Genomic DNA, 21,127 nt, shown 5'->3' on the forward strand with positions numbered 1-21,127 from the left:
TGAAGGAACGCCACACACAAGGACGGTTACCAGCCACAGTTTGGCTGGTAACCATTCCTGACACGGGCCGCTGGCGAGGCGACCGCACGGTCGCCTTCCACGCCTGCCGGGACGGCCGTCACCCCGACCGGCGCGGCGCCCCCGGGCGATGCCGCTCCGGGGCCCCGCGTACGCTCCACCCATGGACGAGCAGAGACCGCCGCTCCCCCCGGCCGGTGACGTGCGGCGGGCGTGGGGGCGGATCACCGGGTGGCTGGAGCGGCACTCCCCCGCCGTCTTCGCCTCCCTCGGCGGCCCCGGGGACCCGGCGGCCCTCGCCGCCGCCGAGGAACGCATGGGCGTGCGGCTTCCGGAGGAGATGCGGCAGTGGCTCCTGACGAACGACGTCGGTCCCGCCGGGCGGTCCGGTGACACCGGGGGTCCGCTCGCGTCCGGCCGCGAAGGGGTCCTGCCCGACGGGGGTCTCCTGCTGGGGCTCGCCGGCGTCGAGCGCGTCCACCTCCACATGACGGCCGCGGAGGAGTCGGAGCCGTCCGGGGACCCCGGCCACCCTTCCTGGCGCCGCGAGTGGGTCCCTGTCTCCTCCGAGAGCGACGGTTTCCACGGAAGGTTCCTCGACGCGCGCACCGGCCGCGTCGGACGCTGGAGCGAGGGGTCCGGTCCCGTGGAAGGCGAGTACGCGTCCCTGTCCGCCTTCTTCGACGCCGTGGCGGACCGGCTGGAGGGGGTCCCGCCGGAAGGCCGGAGCGGAACCCCCGACGGCCCCGTGCGCGTCCGGGGCCACGACGCCGGGGCGATACGCCGGTGGGCCCGCGCGCACGGTCACCTCGTGAACGACCGGGGGCGCATCCCCGCCTCCGTCGTCGACGCGTACGTGGCGTCCCTGTGAGCGGTACGGGGCGCCCGCCCCGCTCCCGTCACGGCAGGAACGCGTAGAACGGCCCGTCCGGCGCGAGGTCGCGGGAGCACAGCGTCACGTCCCTGCCCTCCAGGTAGGCCAGCAGCCACGCGCCGAACGTCATCTCGTAGAGGGTCCAGGACGGGCTGTCCATCTCCTGGACCACGACCCGCCAGGGCGCCGAAGGCCCGTCGGGGACGCGGAGGAACACCGCCTCCCCCGTCGTGGCCGACGCCACCGGCAACAGCTCGCCCGGGTTCCCTCCGACCGGAGCCGGCAGGAACTCCGCCATGTCCTCCTCGCGCCAGAACGCGAGGTCTTCCCGGATGTTCCTCCCCAGGCTGTGCAGGAGGTGACCGGCCGGGTGCTTCAGGTAGAGCTGGTCGTTGACCTGGACCGATCCGTAGGCATCCACGATCTCCCGGAAGTCCGCCGGGAGTTCGACGCCGATCTCCCGCTCCAGTGCGGTCCAGGGTGCCGGATCGGTCCAGTGGAACCGGGGCTCGCCCAGCAGGTCTGTTATCTCCGGAAGCGTCACCACTCACGGATTCCTTTCAAGAGGGCTTTCCCGGAGAGGACGTGATCACCAGGACGATGCCCGTGACGGTCGCGGCGACGGCGGTGACCGCCAGGACGAGGAGTCCCGGGTTGACCCACCACGGGACGATCTCCGTGCCCCGGCACACCAGGCTGACGGGGAGCACCCCGCTGCGGTCCGGACGGACCTTCATTCCCGCCTTGAACCAGCAGGCGTCCTCGGGGAAGAGGAACGGCATGTACGAGAGGCCGTACAGGTGCAGTGCGCCGCCCGCGAGGTACGCGAACGCGGCGGTCCGGGCGGCTTTCCTGGCGGGTGTACGCGGAGGCCGGGACGGCTGGAGCGGGGGCAGTTCGCCGCCCCTGCGGGCCCGGACCAGGCCCACGTACGTGATCCCCGCCCAGGCGGGCAGCGCCAGGGCGAGGATCACCACTCCCACGAGGGTCGCCACGGTCAGCGGCCGAGACGCCCCTCGGCGGCGGCCGTCACGAAGGCCGCGAAGGCGGCCGGGGCGGCGAGGAAGGCGGGGCCTTCGGGGTTCTTGGAGTCGCGGACGGCGACGTGGGCGGCGAGGTCGGCGACCTCGACGCAGTTGCCGCCGGTGTCGCCGCTGTACGAGGACTTGCGCCAGGCGGCGGTGCCGAGCGGGGCGCACTCGATGCAGTCGCCACCATTGTCGCCGCTGTACGAGGACTTACGCCAGCGGGCGCCCATCAGGTTCTGGTCGGTCCCCATATCGTTCCTCCATGACACTGGCGATCAGTTCGGCCGATTTTTCCACCGAGAGAGCAGCGGCCCGGAGGTGATCGTAACGGAGTGACCCCTCTCTGAACGCGGCTGAATCCGCGGTCATATGACCCTGAACGAAGTCCTCGGTGTAGACAAGGTCGGGGTCATCCTCGAAGCGCAGCAGGTTGAACGAGCCCATCAGGCCCGCGTGCGCCCCGGCCGCGAACGGAAGGATTTGGATCTTCACCCACTCCCGCTCCTGCATGCACAGCAGGTAGGTGAGTTGCTCTCGCATCACCTCTTGCCCGCCGATCTCTTGGTGCAACACCGCCTCGCTCAGGACGACCCAGAGCAACGGCGGAGTCTCGCGGTCCAGAATTCGCTGCCGATCGATGCGGGCCGCGACCTTGGCATCAAGGTCGTCTTCGGTCCTGGCACCCAGAACAGCTCGGGCATACGCGTCCGTCTGGAGCAGGCCGTACACCACTTGGTCTTGGAAGGTGGAGATGTACGTCGCCCGCGCCTCCATCTCCGCGTACGGCTGGAACCACGTCGGCAACTGGCTCTTCAGCACGAGACCCACCAGGCGCGAGAACGTCCCTCCCGTCATCAACGCGGCGTCCAGTTGTTCCGAGAACTTCCTGGTGGGGACCTTCTTCGCCGTCTCTATCTGGCCGATGAGCGAACCCGTGCAGTAGACGACCGCGCCGAGTTGCCCCTGGTTCAGTCCGGCCGCCTCCCTCAGACGGCGTAATTCCGCTCCGTAGTAGTCCAGCGGCGAGGCGCTGGGATCGAGGCTGCGGATGTTGACCACGGCCGGGTCACCCCCAGATCGACGCGACGATGCGTTGTGTTCGTGCCGTTGCCGAGCGTAACGAAAGGCGTCCACTCTGGGGGCATGAATCAGGCAACAGACCTCTACCCTGCGGAACTTACGACGAGTTACCGCATGGGTTTCACGGTGGGTGAGCACTCGGCCGGTCACATGCGCCGCATCCTGCACATGTTCCTCACGCGCTGGGAACTCGTCCGGTTGTCCGACGCCGCGACGCTCGCCCTCACCGAGCTGGTCGCGAACGTCGTCCGGCACGTGCCGGGGCGCCGCTGCGGCGTCCTCATCCTGTGGGAGCCGCACGGGCTGCGGGTGGAGGTCTCGGACGGCGTGTCCGGGGCGGTGTTCGCCAAGGCCGCCGACCCGCTGGACGAGGGCGGCCGGGGGCTCGTCCTGGTGGAGGCCGTGACGGACCGGTGGGGGGTGACGGAGACGGCCGGCGGGAAGACGGTGTGGTTCGAGTGCGACGCGTAGGGCACGATGGGCGCCCGTACCCGCGTACCCGCCAGTAGGAGTCACCATGTCCGAGCCCTCCCCCGCGATCCTTGCCGCCTTCGAGGCCGCGAAGGGGTTCATGCCCGTCGGGGAGGGGCTGGCGCTGTACGGGGCCGCCGCCGAGGCCGCGAAGCTGGGGCTGCCGCTCCTGGAGGTCGGGACGTACTGCGGGCGGTCCACGATCCTGCTCGCGGAGGCGGCCCGGGAGGCGGGGACGGTCGCGGTCACCGTGGACCACCACCGGGGCAGCGAGGAGCAGCAGCCGGGGTGGGAGTACCACGACCCGACCGTGGTGGACCCCGAGGTCGGGCTCATGGACACGCTGCCGACCTTCCGGCGGACCCTGCGCAGGGCGGGTCTGGAGGAGTACGTGATCGCGGTCGTCGGGCGGTCGCCGCAGGTGGCGAAGGTGTGGGCCGGGCAGCTCGGTCTCGTCTTCGTGGACGGCGGGCACACCGACGAGCACGCCGTGAACGACTACGAGGGCTGGGCCCCCAAGGTCGCGCCCGGCGGGCTCCTCGTCATCCACGACGTCTTCCCGGACCCGGCGGACGGCGGCCAGGCCCCGTACCGGATCTACCTCCGCGCCCTGGAGTCGGGCGACTTCGAGGAGGTCTCGGTCACCGGTTCGCTGCGGGTGCTGCGCCGCCGCTGAGCCCGGGTCCGGTTCCGGTGGACGCCCGTGGCCGCCCCCTCGGCGTGAGGGGGCGGCCACGGGTTCCGCGTCGCGTCCGGGTCAGAAGCCGGACGTCACGTACAGGCAGTTGGTGTAGGTGTAGCCCGGTTCGATCTTCGCCTTGCTCGCCTTGGTGTCCCCGGCCGACGACGTGCCGACGGCGGCCCGCTTCTGGAGGAAGTGGTAGTCACCGGCGGGCAGCATCAGGGTCGTCTTCGGGTACTTCGAGGACGGTCCGGTGCACGCCTTGACCTTCTCGCCGCCCAGGCGGAGCGGTCCCGGGTACTTGGTGCAGGTCGTGCACGCCTTCAGCGTCACCCTGCCGGTCATCGGGCCCGTGTAGAGCAGTTCGACCTCGCCGGGGCCGTCGTTGCTCACCACCATGACCATCCGGGTGCCGCCCGGAGGCGACGCCGGGGGCAGGCTCTTGCCGGCCTCGGGCTCCTCGTCCGCGATCTCCGCCGCGATGGCGATCGTGCGGGCGTACGCGGCCTGCGGGCTGGACGGGTAGTCCTTGGCGAACTGCGTCATGGTCGTGACCGCGTCGTCGTAGTCCTTGTTCCTGAACTGCGCGGTCCCGCAGGCGAAGTCGCCCTTCTGGACCGACTCCGCGGCCTCCTTCGTGGCGGCTTCGAGCACCGGGTGCGGCATGGTGTCCAGGGAGGAGCGGAGCGTGCGCAGCTCGACCGTAGTGTCGCAGGGCGAGGAGCCGCCGTCGAGGGCGGTGGTCCGCGTCCTGATCGCCGCCCGGACGGCCGGCTCGACGCGGGCGGCCTGGGGGGAGTTCGGGAAGGTGTCGTAGAGCGCGTTGAGGCTCTCACCGGCGGTCGGACGGGCGGTCTGGACACCCAGGGCGGCCGTCCCGCACGCGTAGAGCGACTCGGCCAGCGGCTCGTCGGTCCTGGCGGGCCGGGAGCCGAGCAGGTCCTTGTCGACCGTCTCGGGAAGGCTCCGCAGGTGCTTGAGCGGCGGGACCGCCTCGCAGTACTCCTTCTTCCCGTACGGGGCGGACAGCCGCTCGTAGTAGGTGTCGAGGCGCGCGGGGACGAGCTTCCCGGCCCGCGACCCGGCGTGCTTCGTGCCGAGCTCCTCGTAGGCGTCGAGCGCCTTGCGGTAGGTCGGTTCGGCCTTGTCGAAGGGGAGGCCCTCGGCGGACTTCACCAGGGTGTCGGCGGCGGCGAGGCGTTCGAGGAGGGCCTGCTCCCTCGCCTCGTCGCGGGCCGCGCCGTACGCCAGGGAGCCGCCCGCCGGCACGGCGAGCAGCACCAGGGCGAGCGGCAGCGCGAGGCGCCGGAAGGAGGCGCCGGCGCGGAGGGTGGCGCGCAGTCCGCGCCGGGCCCCGTCGGCGGCGACGGCGAGCAGGAAGACGCCGTAACCGACGAGGACGCCGACGGGCACGCCGTCGACGTCGGCGGGGAGCGCGGCCACCAACAGGGCGGCGGTGGCGAGCCAGCAGAGCGCGGCGCCGATCCAGTTGCGGAGGAGCACGTATCCCAGGCCGAGGCCGGACAGGTTGAGCAGGCCGATCGCGGCGGCCTGCGCCGGGTTCGCGGGGCCGGGCGGCGGGGCGGGCGGCCCCGCGGGCGGCGGGGGGCCGTAGCCGGGCGGCGGACCGTAGCCGGGGGGGCCGTAGGCGGGGGGCGGGCCGTAGCCGGGGGGACCGTAGGCGGGCGCGGTCGCGGAGCCCGACGCCGTGGCGTCGGCACCGGGCGAGGAGGCACCGGGCGAGGCCGCACCCACCCCCGCGCCCGTCCCCGCGTCCGCCGTACCGGGCGGCGGTCCGAAGGCGGGCGCGGGCGCCGCCGGGGCCCGGTCCGGCGCCGGAGGGGCCGCCGGGGGCGCGGCCGGCGGGGCCACGCGCGGATCGGGGGCCGGGGTCCCGGAGGCCGGGGTCCCGGAGGCCGGGGTCCCGGAGGCCGGCGCGGCCCACGGGTCCGGCCGGTCCGCCGGGCTCTGCCGGTCCTGCCCGGGGTCCGGCCGGTCCGCCGGGTCCGGCCGGTCCGGTTCCTTCGCGCGCGGGATCTCGTCCTGCGGCTCGGGACGTGCGTCGTTCGGTTCTTCCCCCACCACGGGTCCCCCTCGTGGGTCCATGCACGGTGGCACCCACCGTCGCTTCCTGTGGACACCCTTCACCCTCCGCGCACACGCGTCCACCGATATGGGCGGGCGGTGACCAACCTGCGACCTGTCCCTGCGGATTTTCGCCACGCCCAGGGCCTAAAGTCTCCGGGTGCCGAACGACCACCGGAAGACCGCCCGCCCCACCCTCGCCCTCGCCCTCGCCGCCGCCGGGTGCTGTGCCGCGCTCGCCGGGTGCGGGGCCCCGCAGACCCTCCCGTCCCCGGGGAAGGCCCCGGGCTCCCCGGAGTCCTCCGCCGCCGGGAACGGCCCCGGACCGGGCCGTACGCCCTCCCCGTCCTCCTCGTCGCCGGTCTCCTCCGCCCCGCCGGCCGCTCCGGGGAGCCGCCCCCTCGCCGGGCGGACGGTGCTCGTCGATCCCGGGCACAACCCCGGCAACTTCCGGCACCCCGGGGAGATCAACCGGAAGGTGAACATCGGGACGAAGAGCAAGGAGTGCGACACCACGGGCACGTCCACGAACGCCGGATACACCGAGGCCGCCTTCACCCTCGACGTCTCCCGCCGTCTGCGGGACCTGCTCACCGCGCGCGGCGCCGAGGTGGTGTTCACCCACGACGCCGACCGCCCCTGGGGCCCGTGCGTCGACGAGCGGGCCCGGACCGGCAACGAGGCCCGCGCGGACGCCGCGGTCTCCGTCCACGCGGACGGTTCGGCCGCCGGGCACCGCGGATTCCATGTGATCCTGCCCGCACGCGTCCGGGAGGGCTCCGCCGACACCGCGGGGATCGTCGGCCCCTCCCGCGAGCTGGGCGAACGGATCGCGGACCGGTTCGCGCGCGCCACCGGGACGGCCCCCGCCAACTACCTCGGCTCCGGTACGGGATTGGACGTACGGGACGATCTGGGCGGACTGAATCTCTCGACCGTCCCCAAGGTCTTCGTCGAATGCGGCAATATGCGGGATCCGAAGGACGCGCTGCTGCTCACGTCGGAGGCGTGGCGGCAGAAGGCGGCCCAGGGCATCGCGGACGGCATCGCCACCTACCTCGTGGGGTAGAACCCGCGAGCGATAGATTCGCTCCGTACCATGGGGCCGCCCCCGTGCCACGGCCTTGAGCGCCACCCGACGCGACGACGAACCGACGAAGGACTCTTACGTGAATATCCGCTCCCTCACCCGAGGCGATGGCGTGCTGATCGGCGCAGCGGTGGTGCTGTTCATCGCCTCGTTCCTGGACGTCTACGGCTGTGACGGCCCCAACGCGGTCTGCGACCAGGTCGAGTACCCCAACCCGTGGGAGTTGTCCTACCTCGGCTGGGGCACCTTCCTCCTCGCCATCGCGGGCGCGGCCCTGGTCGTCGCCTCCCGCGCCCTGCCGCAGCAGCGCAAGGTGGCCGGCCTGGAACTCGGCCAGGTCGGTGCCGCGTTCACCATCGCCTCCGCCTGGACCCTGCTCATGTGGGTCTTCGAGGCGGGCAACGCCGGCCCGGCCCTGATCCTCGGCCTGATCGCCTCCCTGGTCCTCGCCGCCGCCGCAGTGGCCGGCCCGCTGGTCCCGGCCCTCAAGGCCCCGCTGGTGAGCGCGCCGCGTCCGCAGGCCCCGCAGCCGTACGGCACGCAGGGGGGCCAGCACGGCGTGCAGGGCGTCCCCGGCGGCTACGGCTACCCGGGCGCGCCGCAGCCGTACGGGGCGCAGCCGGACGCCTCGCACGGCGCGGGCCGGCCGTTCGGCGCGCAGGCGGCCGCCGCCCCGCAGCAGCAGGACCCGAGGCCGTCCGAGCCGCAGGCACAGGCGCAGCCGCAGCCGTCGTCGGACTTCGCCCCGTTCTGGTTCGCCGTCCCGGTCGCCCGTCCGCTGTACGCGGAGGACGGCTCCCAGGCCCCGATCGCCGAGCTGGCGCCGGGCACCTGGTACCTGGCGGTCGACCAGCGCGGCCAGGCCCTGGTGGCCCAGACGCAGGACGGGCGGCGCGGCGTCCTCCAGGACACCACCAGCATCCAGCGCGGCTGACCGCACTCGCGCACGGCCCCGCACGACGGCCCCCGACCGGAATCCCTTCCGGTCGGGGGCCGTCGCCTTCTTCCCGCGCGAGCGGGCCGTATACGCGGGCGGTCCGGGGCGGGGATCAGCCCCCGCAGCAGTCGGGTTCGAGGCCGGTGGGGAGGCGTTCGCCGCCGAAGACGGCGACCGTGGCCTCGTCGCCGCCGAGGGCCGCCACCGCGAGCAGCAGGGAGCCGGCGGTCCAGCTCGTCTGCTCCTCCGGCCAGACGGCCCGGTCGCCCTCGAAGACGTACCCCGTCCAGTACATGCCGTTCGGGGCCCGCAGGTGCTGGATGTCCTGGAGGATCGTGAGGGCCCGGTCGGACTCCCCCACCGCCCAGAGGGCGAGGGCGAGTTCGCAGCTCTCGCCGCCGGTGACCCACGGGTTCGGGATCACGCAGCGCACGCCGAGACCGGGCACGACGAACGCGTCCCAGGACGCGTCGATGCGGGCCCTCGCCTCCTCGCCGGTGACCGCGCCGCCGAGGACCGGGTAGTACCAGTCCATCGAGTAGCGGGACTTGTCGAGGAAGCGCTCGGGGTGGCGGCGGATCGCGTGGCCGAGCGCCCCGGCCGCCAGCTCCCAGTCCGGCTGCGGCTCCTCGCGGGCCTCGGCGACGGCGAGGGCGCAGCGCAGGGCCTGGTGGATCGAGGAGCTGCCGGTGAGGAGCGCGTCGGTCACGGCCTCGCCGGTCGGCTCGCGCTTCCAGCCGATCTGGCCGCCGGGCTGCTGGAGGCGGAGGACGAACTCCACGGCCGCGTAGACGACGGGCCACATCCGGTCGAGGAAGGCGTCGTCGCCGGTGGACAGGTAGTGGTGCCAGACGCCGACGGCGACGTACGCGACGAAGTTGGTCTCCCGGCTCCGGTCGGTGACCCGCTCCGGGTCGCCGTCGTCGTAGGCCGCGTACCAGGAGCCGTCGTCGTTCTGGTGCCGGGCGAGCCAGGCGTAGGCGCGGGCGGCGGCGTCGTGCTCCCCGGCGGCGTCCAGGGCCATGGCGGCCTCGGTGTGGTCCCACGGGTCGAGGTGGTGGCCCCGGAACCAGGGGATGGCGCCGTCCTCGCGCTGCACGGCGAGGATTCCGGCGACGGTCCCGGCGGCCTGCTCGGCGGTGAGCACGCCGGGCAGGAGGAGGTGTTCGGCGATGTGCTCGGGAGAGGTCACGGGGTGTCGGCTCCGGACGGCTCGGCCCCGGGCAGGTGGGGCTTGGTCGCGTACGCCACGAAGCTCTTGCCGACCACCGGGTTGAGCAGCTGCTCGGCGACCCGGGTCAGGGCGGGCTTCTTCATGATGTCCCAGACCAGGAGCTTGTGGTAGGCGCGGACCGGCAGCGCCTTGTCGTTGTCCACGCCGAACGCGCACTTCAGCCACCAGTACGGCGCGTGCAGCGCGTGCGCGTGGTGGGTGCCGTACGGCCTGAGGCCGGCCTCCCTGATCCGGGTGAGGAGTTCGTCGGCCTTGTAGATGCGGATGTGGCCGCCCTCGACCTCGTGGTACTCGTCGGAGAGCGCCCAGCAGACCTTCTCGGGGCCGTAGCGCGGGACGGTGACCGCGATCCGGCCGCCCGGCCTGAGGACGCGGACCATCTCGGCGAGCACGCCCTTGTCGTCCGGGATGTGCTCCATGACCTCGGAGATGATCACGACGTCGAAGGACTCGTCGGGGAACGGCAGGTTGAGGGCGTCGCCCTCCATCGCGGTGGCGGTGGCCCCGGCGGGGGCCTCCCCGGCCTCCTTCATGGCGGCGAACCACTTGGCGACCTCGCGGATCTCCTCGCCGTTCCGGTCGAGGGCCACGACCCGGGCGCCGCGCCGGTAGCACTCGAAGGCGTGCCGGCCCGCACCGCAGCCCAGGTCGAGCACGCGGTCGCCGGGGGCGAGCGGGAAGCGGGTGAAGTCGACGGTCAGCACGAGGGCCTGCCTTCGCGATCGGGGCGGGGGTGGCGCGGGTGGGGGTCGTTCGGTTCGTGCGCGGTGGTCACCGGCGGGCGCGGCGGGCGACGGCCTCGCGGTAGAGCTCCTCGGTGCCCCGGGCCGCGCGGGCCCAGGTGAAGCGCTCCAGGACCCGTTCCCGGCCGGCGGCGCCGAGGCGGGCCCGCAGGCCGGGATCGCCGAGGACCCGGCCGAGGGCGGCGGCGAGCGCGCCCGCGTCGCCGGGCGGCACCGCGAGGCAGGTCTCGCCGTCGGGGCCCGCGACCTCGGGGATCGCGCCGCCGGTGGTGGCGACGAGCGGGGTGCCGGTGGCCATGGCCTCGGCGGCGGGCAGCGAGAACCCCTCGTACAGGGAGGGCACGCAGGAGACCTGGGCCGAGCGGACGAGATCGACGAGTTCGGCGTCGGTGACGCCCTTGACGAACTCGACGGCTCCTTCGAGGCCGTACCGCTCGATGGCCCGCGCGACCGGGCCGTCCTCGGCGCGCCTGCCGACGACGACGAGGTGCGCGTCGGGATTCTCGGTGCGGAGCTTGGCCAGCGCCTCGATCAGGTGGATCAGGCCCTTGAGGGGGACGTCGGCGCTGGAGGTGGTGACGATCCGGCCGGGGACCTCGGCGACGGACGGGTCCGGGGACCAGAGGCCGGTGTCGGCGCCGATGTGGACGACCCGGATGCGGTCCTCCCGTACGCCGAGGTGCTCCACGATCTCCTGGCGGGAGGTGCCGGAGACGGTGAGCACGGACGGCAGGCGGCGGGCGACCTTCTTCTGCATGCGGGTGAAGGCGTACCAGCGGCGGACGGAGGCGCGGCGCTTCCAGCCGGCGGCGGCGTCGAGTTCGAGCCGCCGGTCGACGGTGATGGGGTGGTGGATCGTGGTGACCAGGGGCGCGCCGAGCGCGCGGGGGCCGCCGAGGAGGCCGTACCCGAGGGTCTGGTTGTCGTGGACGACGTCGAAGTCGCCGCGGCGGGCGGCGAGCAGGCGCCGGGCCCGCAGGGAGAAGGTGAGCGGCTCGGGGAAGCCGCCGGTCCACATGGTGGCGACTTCCAGGGCGTCGATCCAGTCGCGGTACTCGTCGCGCTTCGGGGTCCGGAAGGGGTCCGGCGAGCGGTAGAGGTCGAGGCTGGCGATCTCGGTGAGCGGCACGCCCTCGTCGAGCGTCGGGTACGGCTGGGAGCCGATGACCTCGACGGTGTGGCCGAGGCGGGCGAGTTCGCGGGAGAGGTGCCGGACGTAGACGCCCTGGCCCCCGCAGAAGGGATTCCCCTTGTACGTGAGGAGGGCGATCCGCAACGGACCGTCACCGTCTCCGGTGACGCCCGGACGGGGGCCCGCCTCTATGGCCTCAGCGGTCATGCGCGACCCCTCTTCGAGCGTGCGTTTCGCCGGAGCGTAACCGCTGGCGTTAACCTAGAACAAGTTACAGACCCGGCCGCCGCCCGGTCGTCCGGGAGGACAGAATCTACCGGCAGGTAGTGCCGCGGTGAGATCCGGAGCGGGTGATTCGCGCCACGGCGCCACCGCCGTACCGCCGCTCCCCACCGCACGGAACGGGATCCCATGACCGCAGAGAACAGAGCGGACCACGGCGCGGACCACGGCCCCGCAGCGCCCCTCACGGAGCGCCAGGAGGAGCGGCGGCGGCGCATCCTGGACGCCAGCACGCGGCTCGCGTCGCGGGGCGGCTTCGACGCCGTGCAGATGCGGGAGGTGGCCGAGGAGGCGGGCGTGGCCCTGGGCACGCTGTACCGCTACTTCCCCTCGAAGATCCACCTGCTCGTCGCGGTGATGCAGGACCAGCTCCGGCACCTGCACACCACGCTGCGCAAGCGGCCCCCGGCGGGCGCGGACCCGGCGGAGCGGGTCGCGGAGACCCTGATGCGGGCCTTCCGGGCCCTCCAGCGGGAGCCGCAGCTGGCCGACGCGATGGTGCGGGCGCTGATCTTCGCGGACCGGAGCGTGAGCGCCGAGGTGGACGAGGTCTCGCGGCTGACGACCGCGATCGTCCTGGACGCGATGGGGACCGGACACCCGACGCCGGCCCGGCGCTCGGTGGTCCGGGTGATCGAGCACACCTGGCACTCGGCGCTGATCACGTGGCTGTCGGGACGGTCCTCGATCGCCCAGGTGAAGATCGACATCGAGACGGTGTGCCGGCTGATCGACGTGACGGCGGGGGACGCGTAGGGGCGGAGGGGCCGGGACGCGGAAGCCGGACCCCGGGACGGCGGGCCCGCCGTCGTCCGCACGGGCCGGTGCGGGGCCGGGCACATCCCGGGTGAGCAGCGCGTAAGGGCCGGTAGAGTGAGCGGGTCGCATCATGCCCGTGCGGGGGGGGGAAGCCGGTGCGAGTCCGGCGCTGACCCGCAGCCGTGAGGCCCTCCGTCCGGGGGGACGAGCCGGAATGCCCCGCCCGGGACGTGACCGCCGGCACCGTCGAGGAACACGGAGCCGAGCCCGGTGCCCCGAGGCGTGCCGTGCCCGGCCGCAGGAGAGGGCTCCATGAACACCGTCCGCCGCGCCGCCGCGCTCACCGCCGCCGTCGCCGTACTCGGCGCCGGAGCCGCCGGGCACGCTTCCGCCGCGCCCGCCCCGGCCCCCTCCGCCGCCTCCTCAGGTTCTGCCGGGTCCGGCCTGTACGGCACGAAGGACCCGACGTACGACGGCGTCTGGCGCCAGTCGCTCGCCTTCCTCGCCCAGCGCGCCACCGGCTACCAGCCCGCCGACCGGGCCGTGGAGTGGCTGCTCGGCCAGCAGTGCGCCGACGGCGCCTTCCCCTCGTACCGCGCGGACACCGCGAAGCCCTGCGACGCGAAGACGATGCGGGACACCAACGCCACCGCCGTCGCCGTGCAGGCGCTCGCCGCCGTCCGCGGCCAGGCCGCCGCCCCGGAGAAGGCCGACCGGGCCGTCAAGGCCGGCACCGACTGGCTGAAGACCGTGCAGAACGAGGACGGCGGCTGGAGCTACAACCCCGGCGGCGCCAGCGACGCCAACTCCACCTCGGTCGTCGTCGGCGCGCTCGCCGCGACCGGCGCCCGGCCCGTCTCGTTCGTCTCCGCCAAGGGCCGCACCCCCTACGACGCGCTCCTCTCCTTCGCGCTGCCCTGCACCGACAAGGAGGGCCCCGGCGCCTTCGCCTACCAGCCGGACAAGGACGGGAAGCTGGTCGCCAACGCCGACGCGACCGCCGCCGCCACCCTCGCCGGGCTCGGCAAGAGCCTCGTCGCCACCAAGGCGTCCCCCGACCAGCCGCCGGCCTGCGCCGACCTGACGAAGCCGACCGCCGAGCGGGCCGCCCTGAACGGCGCCTCCTACCTGGCCGGGGCCCTCGCGAAGACCGGCCACCTCACCCTGCCGCCGATGCCGGGCGCCACCGGCACCGCAGCCACCACCGGGCAGCCCGACGTCGGCAACACCGCCGACGCCGTCGTGGCGCTCGCCGCCGCCGGCGCGGCCAAGCAGGCCAAGCCCGCCCTGGAGTGGCTGGAGAAGAACTCCGCCGCCTGGGCGAAGGAGGGCGGCCCGGCCGCCTACGCCCAGCTGATCCTGGCCGCCCGCGCGACGGAGACCGACCCGCGCGAGTTCGGCACGGCCGACCTGGTCGAGCAGCTCAACGCCGCCGGCCCCGCGCCCAAGAGCCCCGACACCTCCGCCTCCTCCACCAGCGACGACGAGGGCCGCGGCTTCGACCTCTGGTGGATCATCGGCATCGGCACGCTCGTCGGCGTCGGCATCGGCTTCTACGTGAGCGGCCGCAAGAAGTGACCGCCGTCGCCTTCCGCAGGGCCGGGGCCGCGGGCGCCGCCGCCGGAGTGCTCCTGACCCTCGCCGGGGCGGTGGCCACCCCGGCGCACGCCACCGGCTACCGCTACTGGTCGTTCTGGGAGGGCGGGACCGGCAGGCCCTGGGCGTACGCCACCCAGGGGCCGGCGACCGCCCGTCCCGCCGACGGCGACACGATCGGTTTCCGCTTCGCGGTCGGCCGGGAGGCCGACAGCGCCTCCCGGCCCTCCGCCGCCCCGGACTTCGCGGGGATCTGCGCGGGCGTGGCGGAGCAGGACGGCACGCGGCGGATCGCGGTCGTCGTCGACTTCGGCGGCCCGGCCGACGCCCCGCCGGGCGAGGCCCCGCCGGCGCGGCCGGTCAGGACCGGCTGCGCGCGGGTCCGCGACGGCGCGACGGGCGCGGAGGCGCTGGCCGCCGTGGTGAAACCGCTGCGGTACGACAGCGGGGGCATGCTCTGCGGGATCGCGGGCTACCCGGCGCGGGGCTGCGGCGAGCCGGTCGGCGAGGAGTCCCCCGCCCCGGCCGCGCCCACGGCCTCCGGCAAGCCGGTCGGCGGCCCGTCCGTCGGCGTGCTCGCCGGCGGGGCGGCCGTCCTGGCCCTCGGCGGGGCGGCGATCTGGAAGGCCCGCCACCGCGGATGAGCACCGCCCCCCGCAGCACCGCACCCCGTCGCGGCGCGTTCCGCGGCGCGCTCACGGCCCCCGTGGCGAGCCGGGCCAACGCCCTGCACGCGGGGGCGTGGTGGCTGTGGGCGCTCGGCCTGGCCGTCGCCGCCTCCCGCACCACCAACCCGCTCCTGCTCGGCCTGGTCGTCGGGGTCGCCGGGTACGTCGTCGCGGCCCGCCGCACGGACGCGCCGTGGGCCCGCTCGTACGGCGCGTTCGTGAAGCTGGGCCTGTTCGTGGTGGCCCTCCGCGTCCTCTTCTCCCTCCTCCTCGGCTCCCCGGTCCCGGGCACCCACCCCCTCTTCACGCTGCCCGAGGTGCCGCTGCCCGACTGGGCGCGGGGGGTGCGGATCGGGGGCCGGGTGACGGCCGAACAGCTGCTGTTCGCGGTGTACGACGGCGCGAAGCTGGCGACCCTGTTGATCTGCGTGGGCGCCGCGAACGCGCTCGCCAACCCGGCGCGGCTGCTCAAGTCGCTGCCGGGAGCGCTGTACGAAGCGGGGGTCGCCGTCGTCGTGGCGATGACCTTCGCGCCGAACATGGTCGCCGACGTGGCCCGGCTGCGGACCGCCCGCCGGCTGCGGGGCCGCCCCACGGGCGGGGTCCGGGCGGTCCTCCGGATCGGCCTGCCGGTCCTGGAGGGGGCCCTCGAACGCTCGATCGCGGTGGCGGCCTCCATGGACGCGCGGGGCTACGGGCGGACGGCCCGCGTCCCCGCGTCCGTGCGCCGCACCACGAACGTCCTGACCCTCGGCGGTCTCCTCGGCATCTGCGCCGGCTCGTACGGGCTGCTCGCGGCGGAGGGCGCGGGGTACGGCCTCCCGCTGCTCGGCGCCGGGGTCCTCGCCGCCGTGGCCGGGCTCCGGCTCGGCGGGCGCCGCACGGTGCGGACCCGGTACCGGCCCGACCGGTGGGGCGCGCGGGCCTGGCTGGTGGCGGGCTCGGGCGTGGCGGTCGCGGTTCTGATGATCCGGGCGAACGCGTACGCCCCGGAGGCGCTGCACCCGGGGGTCGTCCCCCTGGTCGCCCCCGACCTGCCGCTCTGGCCGGCCGTGTCGGTCCTGGTGGGCCTGGTGCCCGCGTTCGTGGCCCCCGTACCCGAGGAGAGTCCGTGATCCGCTTCGAGAACGTCTCGGTGAGGTACGAGGAGGACGCCGAGCCCACGCTGCGGAACCTCGACCTCACCGTCCCCGAGGGGGAACTCGTCCTCCTGGTGGGGCCCTCGGGCGTCGGCAAGTCGACCCTCCTCGGCGCGGTCTCCGGTCTCGTCCCCCACTTCACGGGCGGCACCCTGACCGGCCGGGTGACGGTCGACGGCCGCGACACGCGCACCCACCCGCCGCGCGAGCTGGCGGACGTGGTGGGCACGGTCGGCCAGGACCCGTCGGCCCACTTCGTCACCGACACGGTCGAGGACGAGCTGGCGTACGGGATGGAGTCCCTGGGGCTCGCGCCCGGCGTGATGCGGCGCCGGGTCGAGGAGACCCTGGACCTGCTCGGCCTCGCCGAGCTCCGCGACCGGCCGATCGCCACGCTCTCCGGCGGCCAGCGCCAGCGGGTCGCGATCGGCTCCGTCCTCACCCCGCACCCCAAGGTGCTCGTCCTCGACGAGCCGACCTCCGCGCTCGACCCGTCGGCGGCGGAGGACGTCCTCGCGGTCCTCCAGCGCCTGGTCCACGACCTCGGCACGACGGTCCTCCTCGCGGAGCACCGCCTCGAACGCGTCGTCCAGTACGCGGACCGGGTCCTCCTCCTGCCGGAGGCGCTGATGGGACCGCCGGCCGAGGTCATGGCCGTCTCGCCGGTCCGTCCGCCGGTGGTGTCGCTGGGCCGGGTGGCGGGGTGGTCGCCGCTCCCCCTGACGGTGCGGGACGCGCGGCGGAGGGCGGGGGACCTCAAGGCCCGCCTGGAGGGCCGGGTCCCGGTGGACCCCGCTCCCCGTCCCGTCTCCTCCCTCTCTTCTTCCTCTTCTTCTTCCTCCGGCCGGGGCGCCGTCCCGGATTCCGGCCGGGGTGCCGTCCCCTCCTCCGGCCGGGGCGCCGTCCCGGACTCCGGGCCCGGCGGGAAGCGGGGCGGGGGGTTCCCCTTCCTCTCGCGACGGTGGCGGCCGGAACGGGCACGGACGGGCGGGGCTCCCGCCTCCCCCCTCGCCCCTTCCTCCCCTTCCTCCCCTCCCGCCCCCCTCGTCCTCGTCGACTCCCTCGGCGTCCGCCGGGGCCGCGTGGAAGCCCTCCGCGGGATCGACCTGAGGGTCGCCCCCGGCGAGACCGTCGCGCTCATGGGACGGAACGGCGCCGGGAAGTCGACCCTCCTCTCCGCCCTCGTCGGCATGATCGCCCCCACCTCCGGCACCGTCCGGATCGCGGGCCGGGCCCCGCACGCCACCGACCCGCGCGAGCTGATCCGCCGGGTCGGCCTGGTGCCGCAGGAGCCGAGGGACCTCCTCTACGCGGACACCGTCGCCGCCGAGTGCGCGGCGGCCGACGCGGACGCGGGCGCGGCGGACGGCACCTGCCGGGCCCTGGTGTCCGAGCTGCTGCCGGGCGTCACGGACGACACCCATCCCCGGGACCTGTCCGAGGGCCAGCGGCTCGCCCTCGCGCTCGCCGTCGTCCTGACCGCCCGCCCGCCGCTCCTCCTCCTCGACGAGCCGACCCGGGGCCTGGACTACGCGGCCAAGGCCCGCCTGATCGCGCACCTGCGCGCCCTCGCGGCGGACGGGCACGCGATCGTGCTCGCCACGCACGACGTGGAGCTGGCGGCCGAGCTGGTGCACCGGGTGGTGATCGTCGCGGACGGCGAGGTCGTCGCGGACGGCCCGACGGCCGAGGTCGTCGTCTCCTCGCCCGCGTTCTCGCCGCAGGTGGCCAAGATCCTGGCCCCGCGGCCGTGGCTCACGGTCGAGCAGGTGGAGCGGGCGCTGGCGGGGCCGGAGGGAGCGGAATGAGCGCCCGCCCCCTCCGCCTCGGCCCCCGCTCGGTCGCCGCCCTCGCCCTCGTCTCCCTGATCGGGATCGCCGCCTTCTGCTGGCCCCTGTTCGCGGACGCCGGCTCGGCGGTGACGTCGCACGCCGGTGACGCCCCGTGGCTGTTCGCCGCGCTGCTGCCGCTGCTCGTCGCGGTGGTGGTGGCGACGATCGCGGACTCCGGCATGGACGCCAAGGCGGTCGCGATGCTGGGCGTGCTCGCCGCCGTGGGGGCGGCGCTGCGCCCGCTGGGGGCGGGGACGGCCGGCCTGGAGCCGATGTTCTTCCTGATGGTGCTGAGCGGCCGGGTCCTGGGTCCGGGCTTCGGCTTCGTCCTGGGCGCGGTGACGATGTTCGCTTCCGCGCTGCTCACGGGCGGCGTGGGCCCCTGGATGCCGTTCCAGATGCTGGCGATGGGCTGGTTCACGATGGGGGCCGGACTGTTGCCGGGGCAGCGGGGCCTGCGGGGCCGGGCGGAGCTGCTGATGCTCTCCGCGTACGGGTTCGCGGCGGCCTTCGCGTACGGAACGGTCATGAACCTCCAGGGCTGGGTCCTGCTCCAGGGCCTGGGCAGCGGCGTCTCCTTCCGGCCGGGCGCCCCGCTCCACGAGAACCTGGTCCGTTTCCTCGCGTACGTCACCACCACCTCCCTCGGCTGGGACCTCGGCCGGGCCGTGCTCACCGTCGTCCTCACGCTCACGGTCGGCGGCACCCTCCTCAGGGCGCTGCGGCGGGCCACACGGCGGGCGAACTTCGAGGCGCGGGTCACATTCGAGGCCCCGGAAGAGCCCTCCCGGAGTGAGCCGCGCCATAGGACCGAGGTCACGTACGACCGGACGTAGTAGCGGTCATAACGGTACAAATACCTCCGTAACCATCCTTGACCTGCCGGAATGCCCCATACCCCTCCCGGGACCTTCTTCCCGGGTCCGAGGCTCCCTCGTACAGGGGGTCGTTGCGCCGGGGGTTCCCGTCCTGCTTCTCTGGTGGACGTCGCCAGGCAGCCGGTGCCCACCGCATCGCCCCGGTCGACCGGTTCCCTCCAGTTCCCGGGTCCTCCGGGGTCTGGTTCCGGACGGCCCGGAACGCCCGGCGCGACCTTGTCCCCGAAGTTAGGTAGAAACCTTGATCCGCTCGCTCACCACCCGTGTCGCCGCCCGCAAGAAGACCTTCGCCGCCTCCGCAGCCGTGCTGCTGGGCGCGTCGGGTGCGGTGCTCGGCACGACGGGCTCGGCCTCGGCCGCCAGCCCGCAGGATGTCGCGCGACAGATCGTCCCCTCCTCGCAGTACGCCGCCTTCAGCAAGATCGTGGCCCACGAGTCCGGCTGGAACCACAAGGCCACCAACTCCTCCAGCGGCGCCTACGGCCTGGTCCAGGCCCTGCCGGCCTCGAAGATGTCCTCGGCCGGCTCCGACTGGAAGACGAACCCCGCCACCCAGATCAAGTGGGGTCTCAACTACATGAACGAGCGCTACGGCTCCCCGAACGCCGCCTGGGCGTTCTGGCAGACCCACGGCTGGTACTGAGAAACCCGCCGCACCGCGCACCCGCACGGCCCCGCCCTCCGCACGGAGGGGCGGGGCCTGCCGCGTTCCCGGGCGCCGAACGCCCGTACGGAACCGGAGTCCCGCCCGCCGCGTCTGAGCCGCCATGGGGGAGACACGCCGCCGTCCGGCCACCAGAATCCTGACGCTCGTCGTCGCGCTGCTCGCGCTCCAGCTCGGCTCGCTCGTCGCACCGGCGTACGCCTGCGGCTGCGGCGCCATGATCCCGGACGCGTCCCGGCGCATCGGCGTCGACCGCGAGGAGTCGGCCGTCCGCTGGGACGGGCACACCGAGACCGTCGTCATGCGCTTCCGGGTGAACGGCGACGCCGAACGGGCCGCCTGGGTCATGCCGGTGCCGAGCCGGGCCGGCGTCACCCTCGGCGACCCGGCGCTCTTCGGCGAACTGGCCCGGCTCACCGCGCCCGAGCGGCGCGACCGCTTCCACTTCTGGCCGCGCGAGGACGACTGGCCCTTCGGCGGCGGACGCGGCGACGGGATCGGGGCCGGCGCGCCCCCCGGCGGGGGCGTCGGCGTCGTCGGCCGCGAACGGCTCGGCCCCTTCGACGTGGCCCGGCTGACCGCCACCGACCCGGACGCCCTCGGCGACTGGCTCCGTACCAACGGCTTCGCCCTGCCCGACCGGCTCACCGCCGAACTCCGGCCGTACGTCGAGCGGAAGTGGGAGTACGTCGCGGTCCGCCTGGCGCCCCGGGAGAAGGGCGCGGTCCTGCGCGGCGAACTCACCCCGCTGCGCATCGTCTTCGCCTCGCCCGAACTCGTCTACCCCATGCGGCTCTCCCGGCTCGCGAAGACCCCCCAGTCCCTCGGCCTCTCCGTCCTCGCGGACCACCGGATGGAGCCCCGCTCCCCCATCGGCGGCGACCGCCCCGAGGTGACCTTCGCCGGCCGGATCGAGCGCCCCGGGGGCGCCGTGGCCGCGCTCGCGGGCGGCGGACCGGTCCATCTGACCGTCCTGGAGCAGCGGTTCCCGCACCCGGAGCGGATCGACGACGACCACCACCTGCGGCGGGTGGCCGACACCCCGTACCGCCGGGTCGTGTACACCGACCGGCTGCTGACCGTCGCCGGCGTTCCCGCCTGGCTCCTGACGGTGGGCGGCGGCCCGCTGCTCGTGGCCGTCACGGCGCTCCTGCTCGTACGGGCGTCACGACGCCGTGCGGACGCCGGCGCGGGTGTACGTTCGGCCGCATGACGAACCCCCGATGGACCGCCGTGGACCAGTACGTCACCGATCTGCTCGTCCCGGACGACGAGGCGCTGTCCGCCGCGCTCGCCGACTCGGCGGCGGCCGGACTGCCGGAGATCGCCGTCGCCCCCAACCAGGGCAAGCTGCTCCACCTGCTCGCCCGGACGCAGGGCGCCCGGAAAATCCTGGAGATCGGCACCCTCGGCGGCTACAGCACGATCTGGCTGGCCCGCGCGCTGCCCGCCGACGGCCGGCTCATCACCCTGGAGTACGACCCGGCCCACGCGGAGGTGGCCCGCGCCAACATCGCCCGCGCCGGCCTGGACGGGCTGGTGGAGGTGCGGACGGGCGCGGCCCTGGACAGCCTGCCGGAGATCGGGGCGGAGGGGGCGGGCCCGTTCGACCTCGTCTTCGTCGACGCCGACAAGGCCAACAACCCGCGCTACGTGGAGTGGGCCCTGAAGCTCTCCCGGCCGGGCACCCTGATCGTGGTCGACAACGTGGTGCGGGACGGCAGGGTCGCCACCGAGCACCCGGACGACCCGGCCGTCACGGGCATCCGCGAGATGTTCGAACTGATCGCCCGCGAACCGCGCCTGGACGCCACGGCGTTCCAGACGGTCGGCACGAAGGGCCACGACGGGCTGCTGCTCGCGCGGGTGGTGGAGTAGGAGCGCGGGTGGTGGAGCAGGGCGCGGGCCGGGCGGCCGGTCGCCCGGCCGGCGGGG

At 74.4% G+C, this 21,127-nt stretch carries 22 protein-coding genes and 1 riboswitch; of the genes, 14 read left to right on the plus strand and 8 right to left on the minus strand.

What is annotated here, in order from left to right:
* The first annotated feature begins 181 nt into the window (after window positions 1-181).
* On the plus strand, window positions 182-889 hold the full coding sequence (locus ACZ6AQ_RS02190; protein WP_468756803.1) for an Lsr2 family DNA-binding protein: 708 nt from the start codon (window positions 182-184) through the stop codon (window positions 887-889).
* A 28-nt stretch (window positions 890-917) separates the two neighbouring features.
* Here the strand turns inward: ACZ6AQ_RS02190 and ACZ6AQ_RS02195 are convergent, their stop codons facing one another.
* Genes ACZ6AQ_RS02195 through ACZ6AQ_RS02210 form a run of 4 tightly spaced genes read right to left on the minus strand, consistent with a single transcriptional unit; the run spans window position 918 to window position 2,979 of the window.
* Complete coding sequence (locus tag ACZ6AQ_RS02195) at window positions 918-1,439, minus strand: SMI1/KNR4 family protein (RefSeq protein ID WP_468756804.1); 522 nt, start codon at window positions 1,437-1,439, stop codon at window positions 918-920.
* Window positions 1,440-1,452: 13 nt separating this feature from the next.
* Window positions 1,453-1,887: a hypothetical protein gene (locus ACZ6AQ_RS02200; RefSeq protein ID WP_468756805.1), complete on the minus strand. Its 435-nt coding sequence runs from the start codon at window positions 1,885-1,887 to the stop codon at window positions 1,453-1,455.
* Window positions 1,888-1,889: 2 nt separating this feature from the next.
* Entirely contained in the window at window positions 1,890-2,171 is a 282-nt protein-coding gene (locus ACZ6AQ_RS02205; protein WP_468756807.1) for a DUF397 domain-containing protein, read from the minus strand.
* Window positions 2,131-2,979 carry a helix-turn-helix domain-containing protein gene (locus ACZ6AQ_RS02210; protein ID WP_468756808.1) on the minus strand — a complete coding sequence of 283 codons (849 nt, stop codon included), beginning with the start codon at window positions 2,977-2,979 and terminating at the stop codon, window positions 2,131-2,133. Before ACZ6AQ_RS02210 ends, ACZ6AQ_RS02205 begins: the two co-directional genes overlap by 41 nt.
* A 135-nt stretch (window positions 2,980-3,114) precedes the next feature.
* On the opposite strand from ACZ6AQ_RS02210, the gene ACZ6AQ_RS02215 reads away from it, so the two are divergent.
* Together ACZ6AQ_RS02215 and ACZ6AQ_RS02220 are read left to right on the plus strand one after the other, a co-directional pair.
* Window positions 3,115-3,471, plus strand: coding sequence for an ATP-binding protein (locus ACZ6AQ_RS02215; RefSeq protein ID WP_468756809.1), 357 nt, complete (start codon window positions 3,115-3,117; stop codon window positions 3,469-3,471).
* A 46-nt stretch (window positions 3,472-3,517) separates the two neighbouring features.
* Window positions 3,518-4,147, plus strand: a complete 630-nt coding sequence (locus ACZ6AQ_RS02220; protein WP_468756810.1) for a class I SAM-dependent methyltransferase — start codon at window positions 3,518-3,520, stop codon at window positions 4,145-4,147.
* Window positions 4,148-4,228: 81 nt separating this feature from the next.
* Here the strand turns inward: ACZ6AQ_RS02220 and ACZ6AQ_RS02225 are convergent, their stop codons facing one another.
* Window positions 4,229-6,238: a hypothetical protein gene (locus ACZ6AQ_RS02225; RefSeq protein ID WP_468756811.1), complete on the minus strand. Its 2,010-nt coding sequence runs from the start codon at window positions 6,236-6,238 to the stop codon at window positions 4,229-4,231.
* 160 nt (window positions 6,239-6,398) lie between these two features.
* Here ACZ6AQ_RS02225 and ACZ6AQ_RS02230 point away from each other — a divergent pair, with 160 nt between their 5' ends.
* On the plus strand, window positions 6,399-7,307 hold the full coding sequence (locus ACZ6AQ_RS02230) for an N-acetylmuramoyl-L-alanine amidase (RefSeq protein ID WP_468756813.1): 909 nt from the start codon (window positions 6,399-6,401) through the stop codon (window positions 7,305-7,307).
* A gap of 100 nt (window positions 7,308-7,407) precedes the next feature.
* Window positions 7,408-8,262 (plus strand): DUF5336 domain-containing protein, encoded by an 855-nt coding sequence (locus tag ACZ6AQ_RS02235; RefSeq protein ID WP_468756815.1) that lies wholly within the window; start codon window positions 7,408-7,410, stop codon window positions 8,260-8,262.
* Window positions 8,263-8,377: 115 nt separating this feature from the next.
* Here the strand turns inward: ACZ6AQ_RS02235 and ACZ6AQ_RS02240 are convergent, their stop codons facing one another.
* From ACZ6AQ_RS02240 to ACZ6AQ_RS02250, 3 genes are all read right to left on the minus strand, one after another.
* Entirely contained in the window at window positions 8,378-9,457 is a 1,080-nt protein-coding gene (locus ACZ6AQ_RS02240; RefSeq protein ID WP_468756816.1) for a prenyltransferase/squalene oxidase repeat-containing protein, read from the minus strand.
* Window positions 9,454-10,203, minus strand: coding sequence for a class I SAM-dependent methyltransferase (locus ACZ6AQ_RS02245; RefSeq protein WP_388694460.1), 750 nt, complete (start codon window positions 10,201-10,203; stop codon window positions 9,454-9,456). The genes ACZ6AQ_RS02240 and ACZ6AQ_RS02245 overlap by 4 nt, the downstream gene beginning before the upstream one ends.
* Window positions 10,204-10,270: 67 nt before the next feature.
* Window positions 10,271-11,581, minus strand: coding sequence for a glycosyltransferase family 4 protein (locus ACZ6AQ_RS02250; protein ID WP_468756817.1), 1,311 nt, complete (start codon window positions 11,579-11,581; stop codon window positions 10,271-10,273).
* Window positions 11,582-11,785: 204 nt separating this feature from the next.
* Between ACZ6AQ_RS02250 and ACZ6AQ_RS02255 the strand changes: the two genes are divergently transcribed.
* The 9 genes from ACZ6AQ_RS02255 to ACZ6AQ_RS02295 all read left to right on the plus strand — a co-directional run bounded on the left by ACZ6AQ_RS02255 (window position 11,786) and on the right by ACZ6AQ_RS02295 (window position 21,070).
* Window positions 11,786-12,412: a TetR family transcriptional regulator gene (locus tag ACZ6AQ_RS02255; RefSeq protein WP_468756819.1), complete on the plus strand. Its 627-nt coding sequence runs from the start codon at window positions 11,786-11,788 to the stop codon at window positions 12,410-12,412.
* A gap of 148 nt (window positions 12,413-12,560) precedes the next feature.
* A riboswitch (cobalamin riboswitch) is annotated at window positions 12,561-12,635 on the plus strand.
* Between the two features lie 92 nt (window positions 12,636-12,727).
* The gene (locus ACZ6AQ_RS02260) at window positions 12,728-13,993 is read left to right on the plus strand and encodes a prenyltransferase/squalene oxidase repeat-containing protein (protein WP_468756821.1); all 1,266 of its coding nucleotides are present in this window, start codon (window positions 12,728-12,730) and stop codon (window positions 13,991-13,993) included.
* Window positions 13,990-14,655 carry an SCO2322 family protein gene (locus ACZ6AQ_RS02265; RefSeq protein WP_468756822.1) on the plus strand — a complete coding sequence of 222 codons (666 nt, stop codon included), beginning with the start codon at window positions 13,990-13,992 and terminating at the stop codon, window positions 14,653-14,655. Before ACZ6AQ_RS02260 ends, ACZ6AQ_RS02265 begins: the two co-directional genes overlap by 4 nt.
* The gene (locus tag ACZ6AQ_RS02270; protein ID WP_468756823.1) at window positions 14,652-15,794 is read left to right on the plus strand and encodes an energy-coupling factor transporter transmembrane protein EcfT; all 1,143 of its coding nucleotides are present in this window, start codon (window positions 14,652-14,654) and stop codon (window positions 15,792-15,794) included. The genes ACZ6AQ_RS02265 and ACZ6AQ_RS02270 overlap by 4 nt, the downstream gene beginning before the upstream one ends.
* Window positions 15,791-17,626 (plus strand): ABC transporter ATP-binding protein, encoded by a 1,836-nt coding sequence (locus ACZ6AQ_RS02275; protein ID WP_468756824.1) that lies wholly within the window; start codon window positions 15,791-15,793, stop codon window positions 17,624-17,626. The genes ACZ6AQ_RS02270 and ACZ6AQ_RS02275 overlap by 4 nt, the downstream gene beginning before the upstream one ends.
* Window positions 17,623-18,486, plus strand: a complete 864-nt coding sequence (locus ACZ6AQ_RS02280) for an ECF transporter S component (protein WP_468756825.1) — start codon at window positions 17,623-17,625, stop codon at window positions 18,484-18,486. The genes ACZ6AQ_RS02275 and ACZ6AQ_RS02280 overlap by 4 nt, the downstream gene beginning before the upstream one ends.
* Before the next feature lie 283 nt (window positions 18,487-18,769).
* Entirely contained in the window at window positions 18,770-19,171 is a 402-nt protein-coding gene (locus ACZ6AQ_RS02285) for an aggregation-promoting factor C-terminal-like domain-containing protein (RefSeq protein ID WP_468756827.1), read from the plus strand.
* A gap of 124 nt (window positions 19,172-19,295) precedes the next feature.
* Window positions 19,296-20,405 carry a DUF2330 domain-containing protein gene (locus tag ACZ6AQ_RS02290; RefSeq protein WP_468756829.1) on the plus strand — a complete coding sequence of 370 codons (1,110 nt, stop codon included), beginning with the start codon at window positions 19,296-19,298 and terminating at the stop codon, window positions 20,403-20,405.
* On the plus strand, window positions 20,402-21,070 hold the full coding sequence (locus ACZ6AQ_RS02295; RefSeq protein WP_468756830.1) for an O-methyltransferase: 669 nt from the start codon (window positions 20,402-20,404) through the stop codon (window positions 21,068-21,070). The genes ACZ6AQ_RS02290 and ACZ6AQ_RS02295 overlap by 4 nt, the downstream gene beginning before the upstream one ends.
* Window positions 21,071-21,127 lie beyond the last annotated feature (57 nt).

This window comes from Streptomyces sp. NPDC041191, assembly GCF_055591945.1.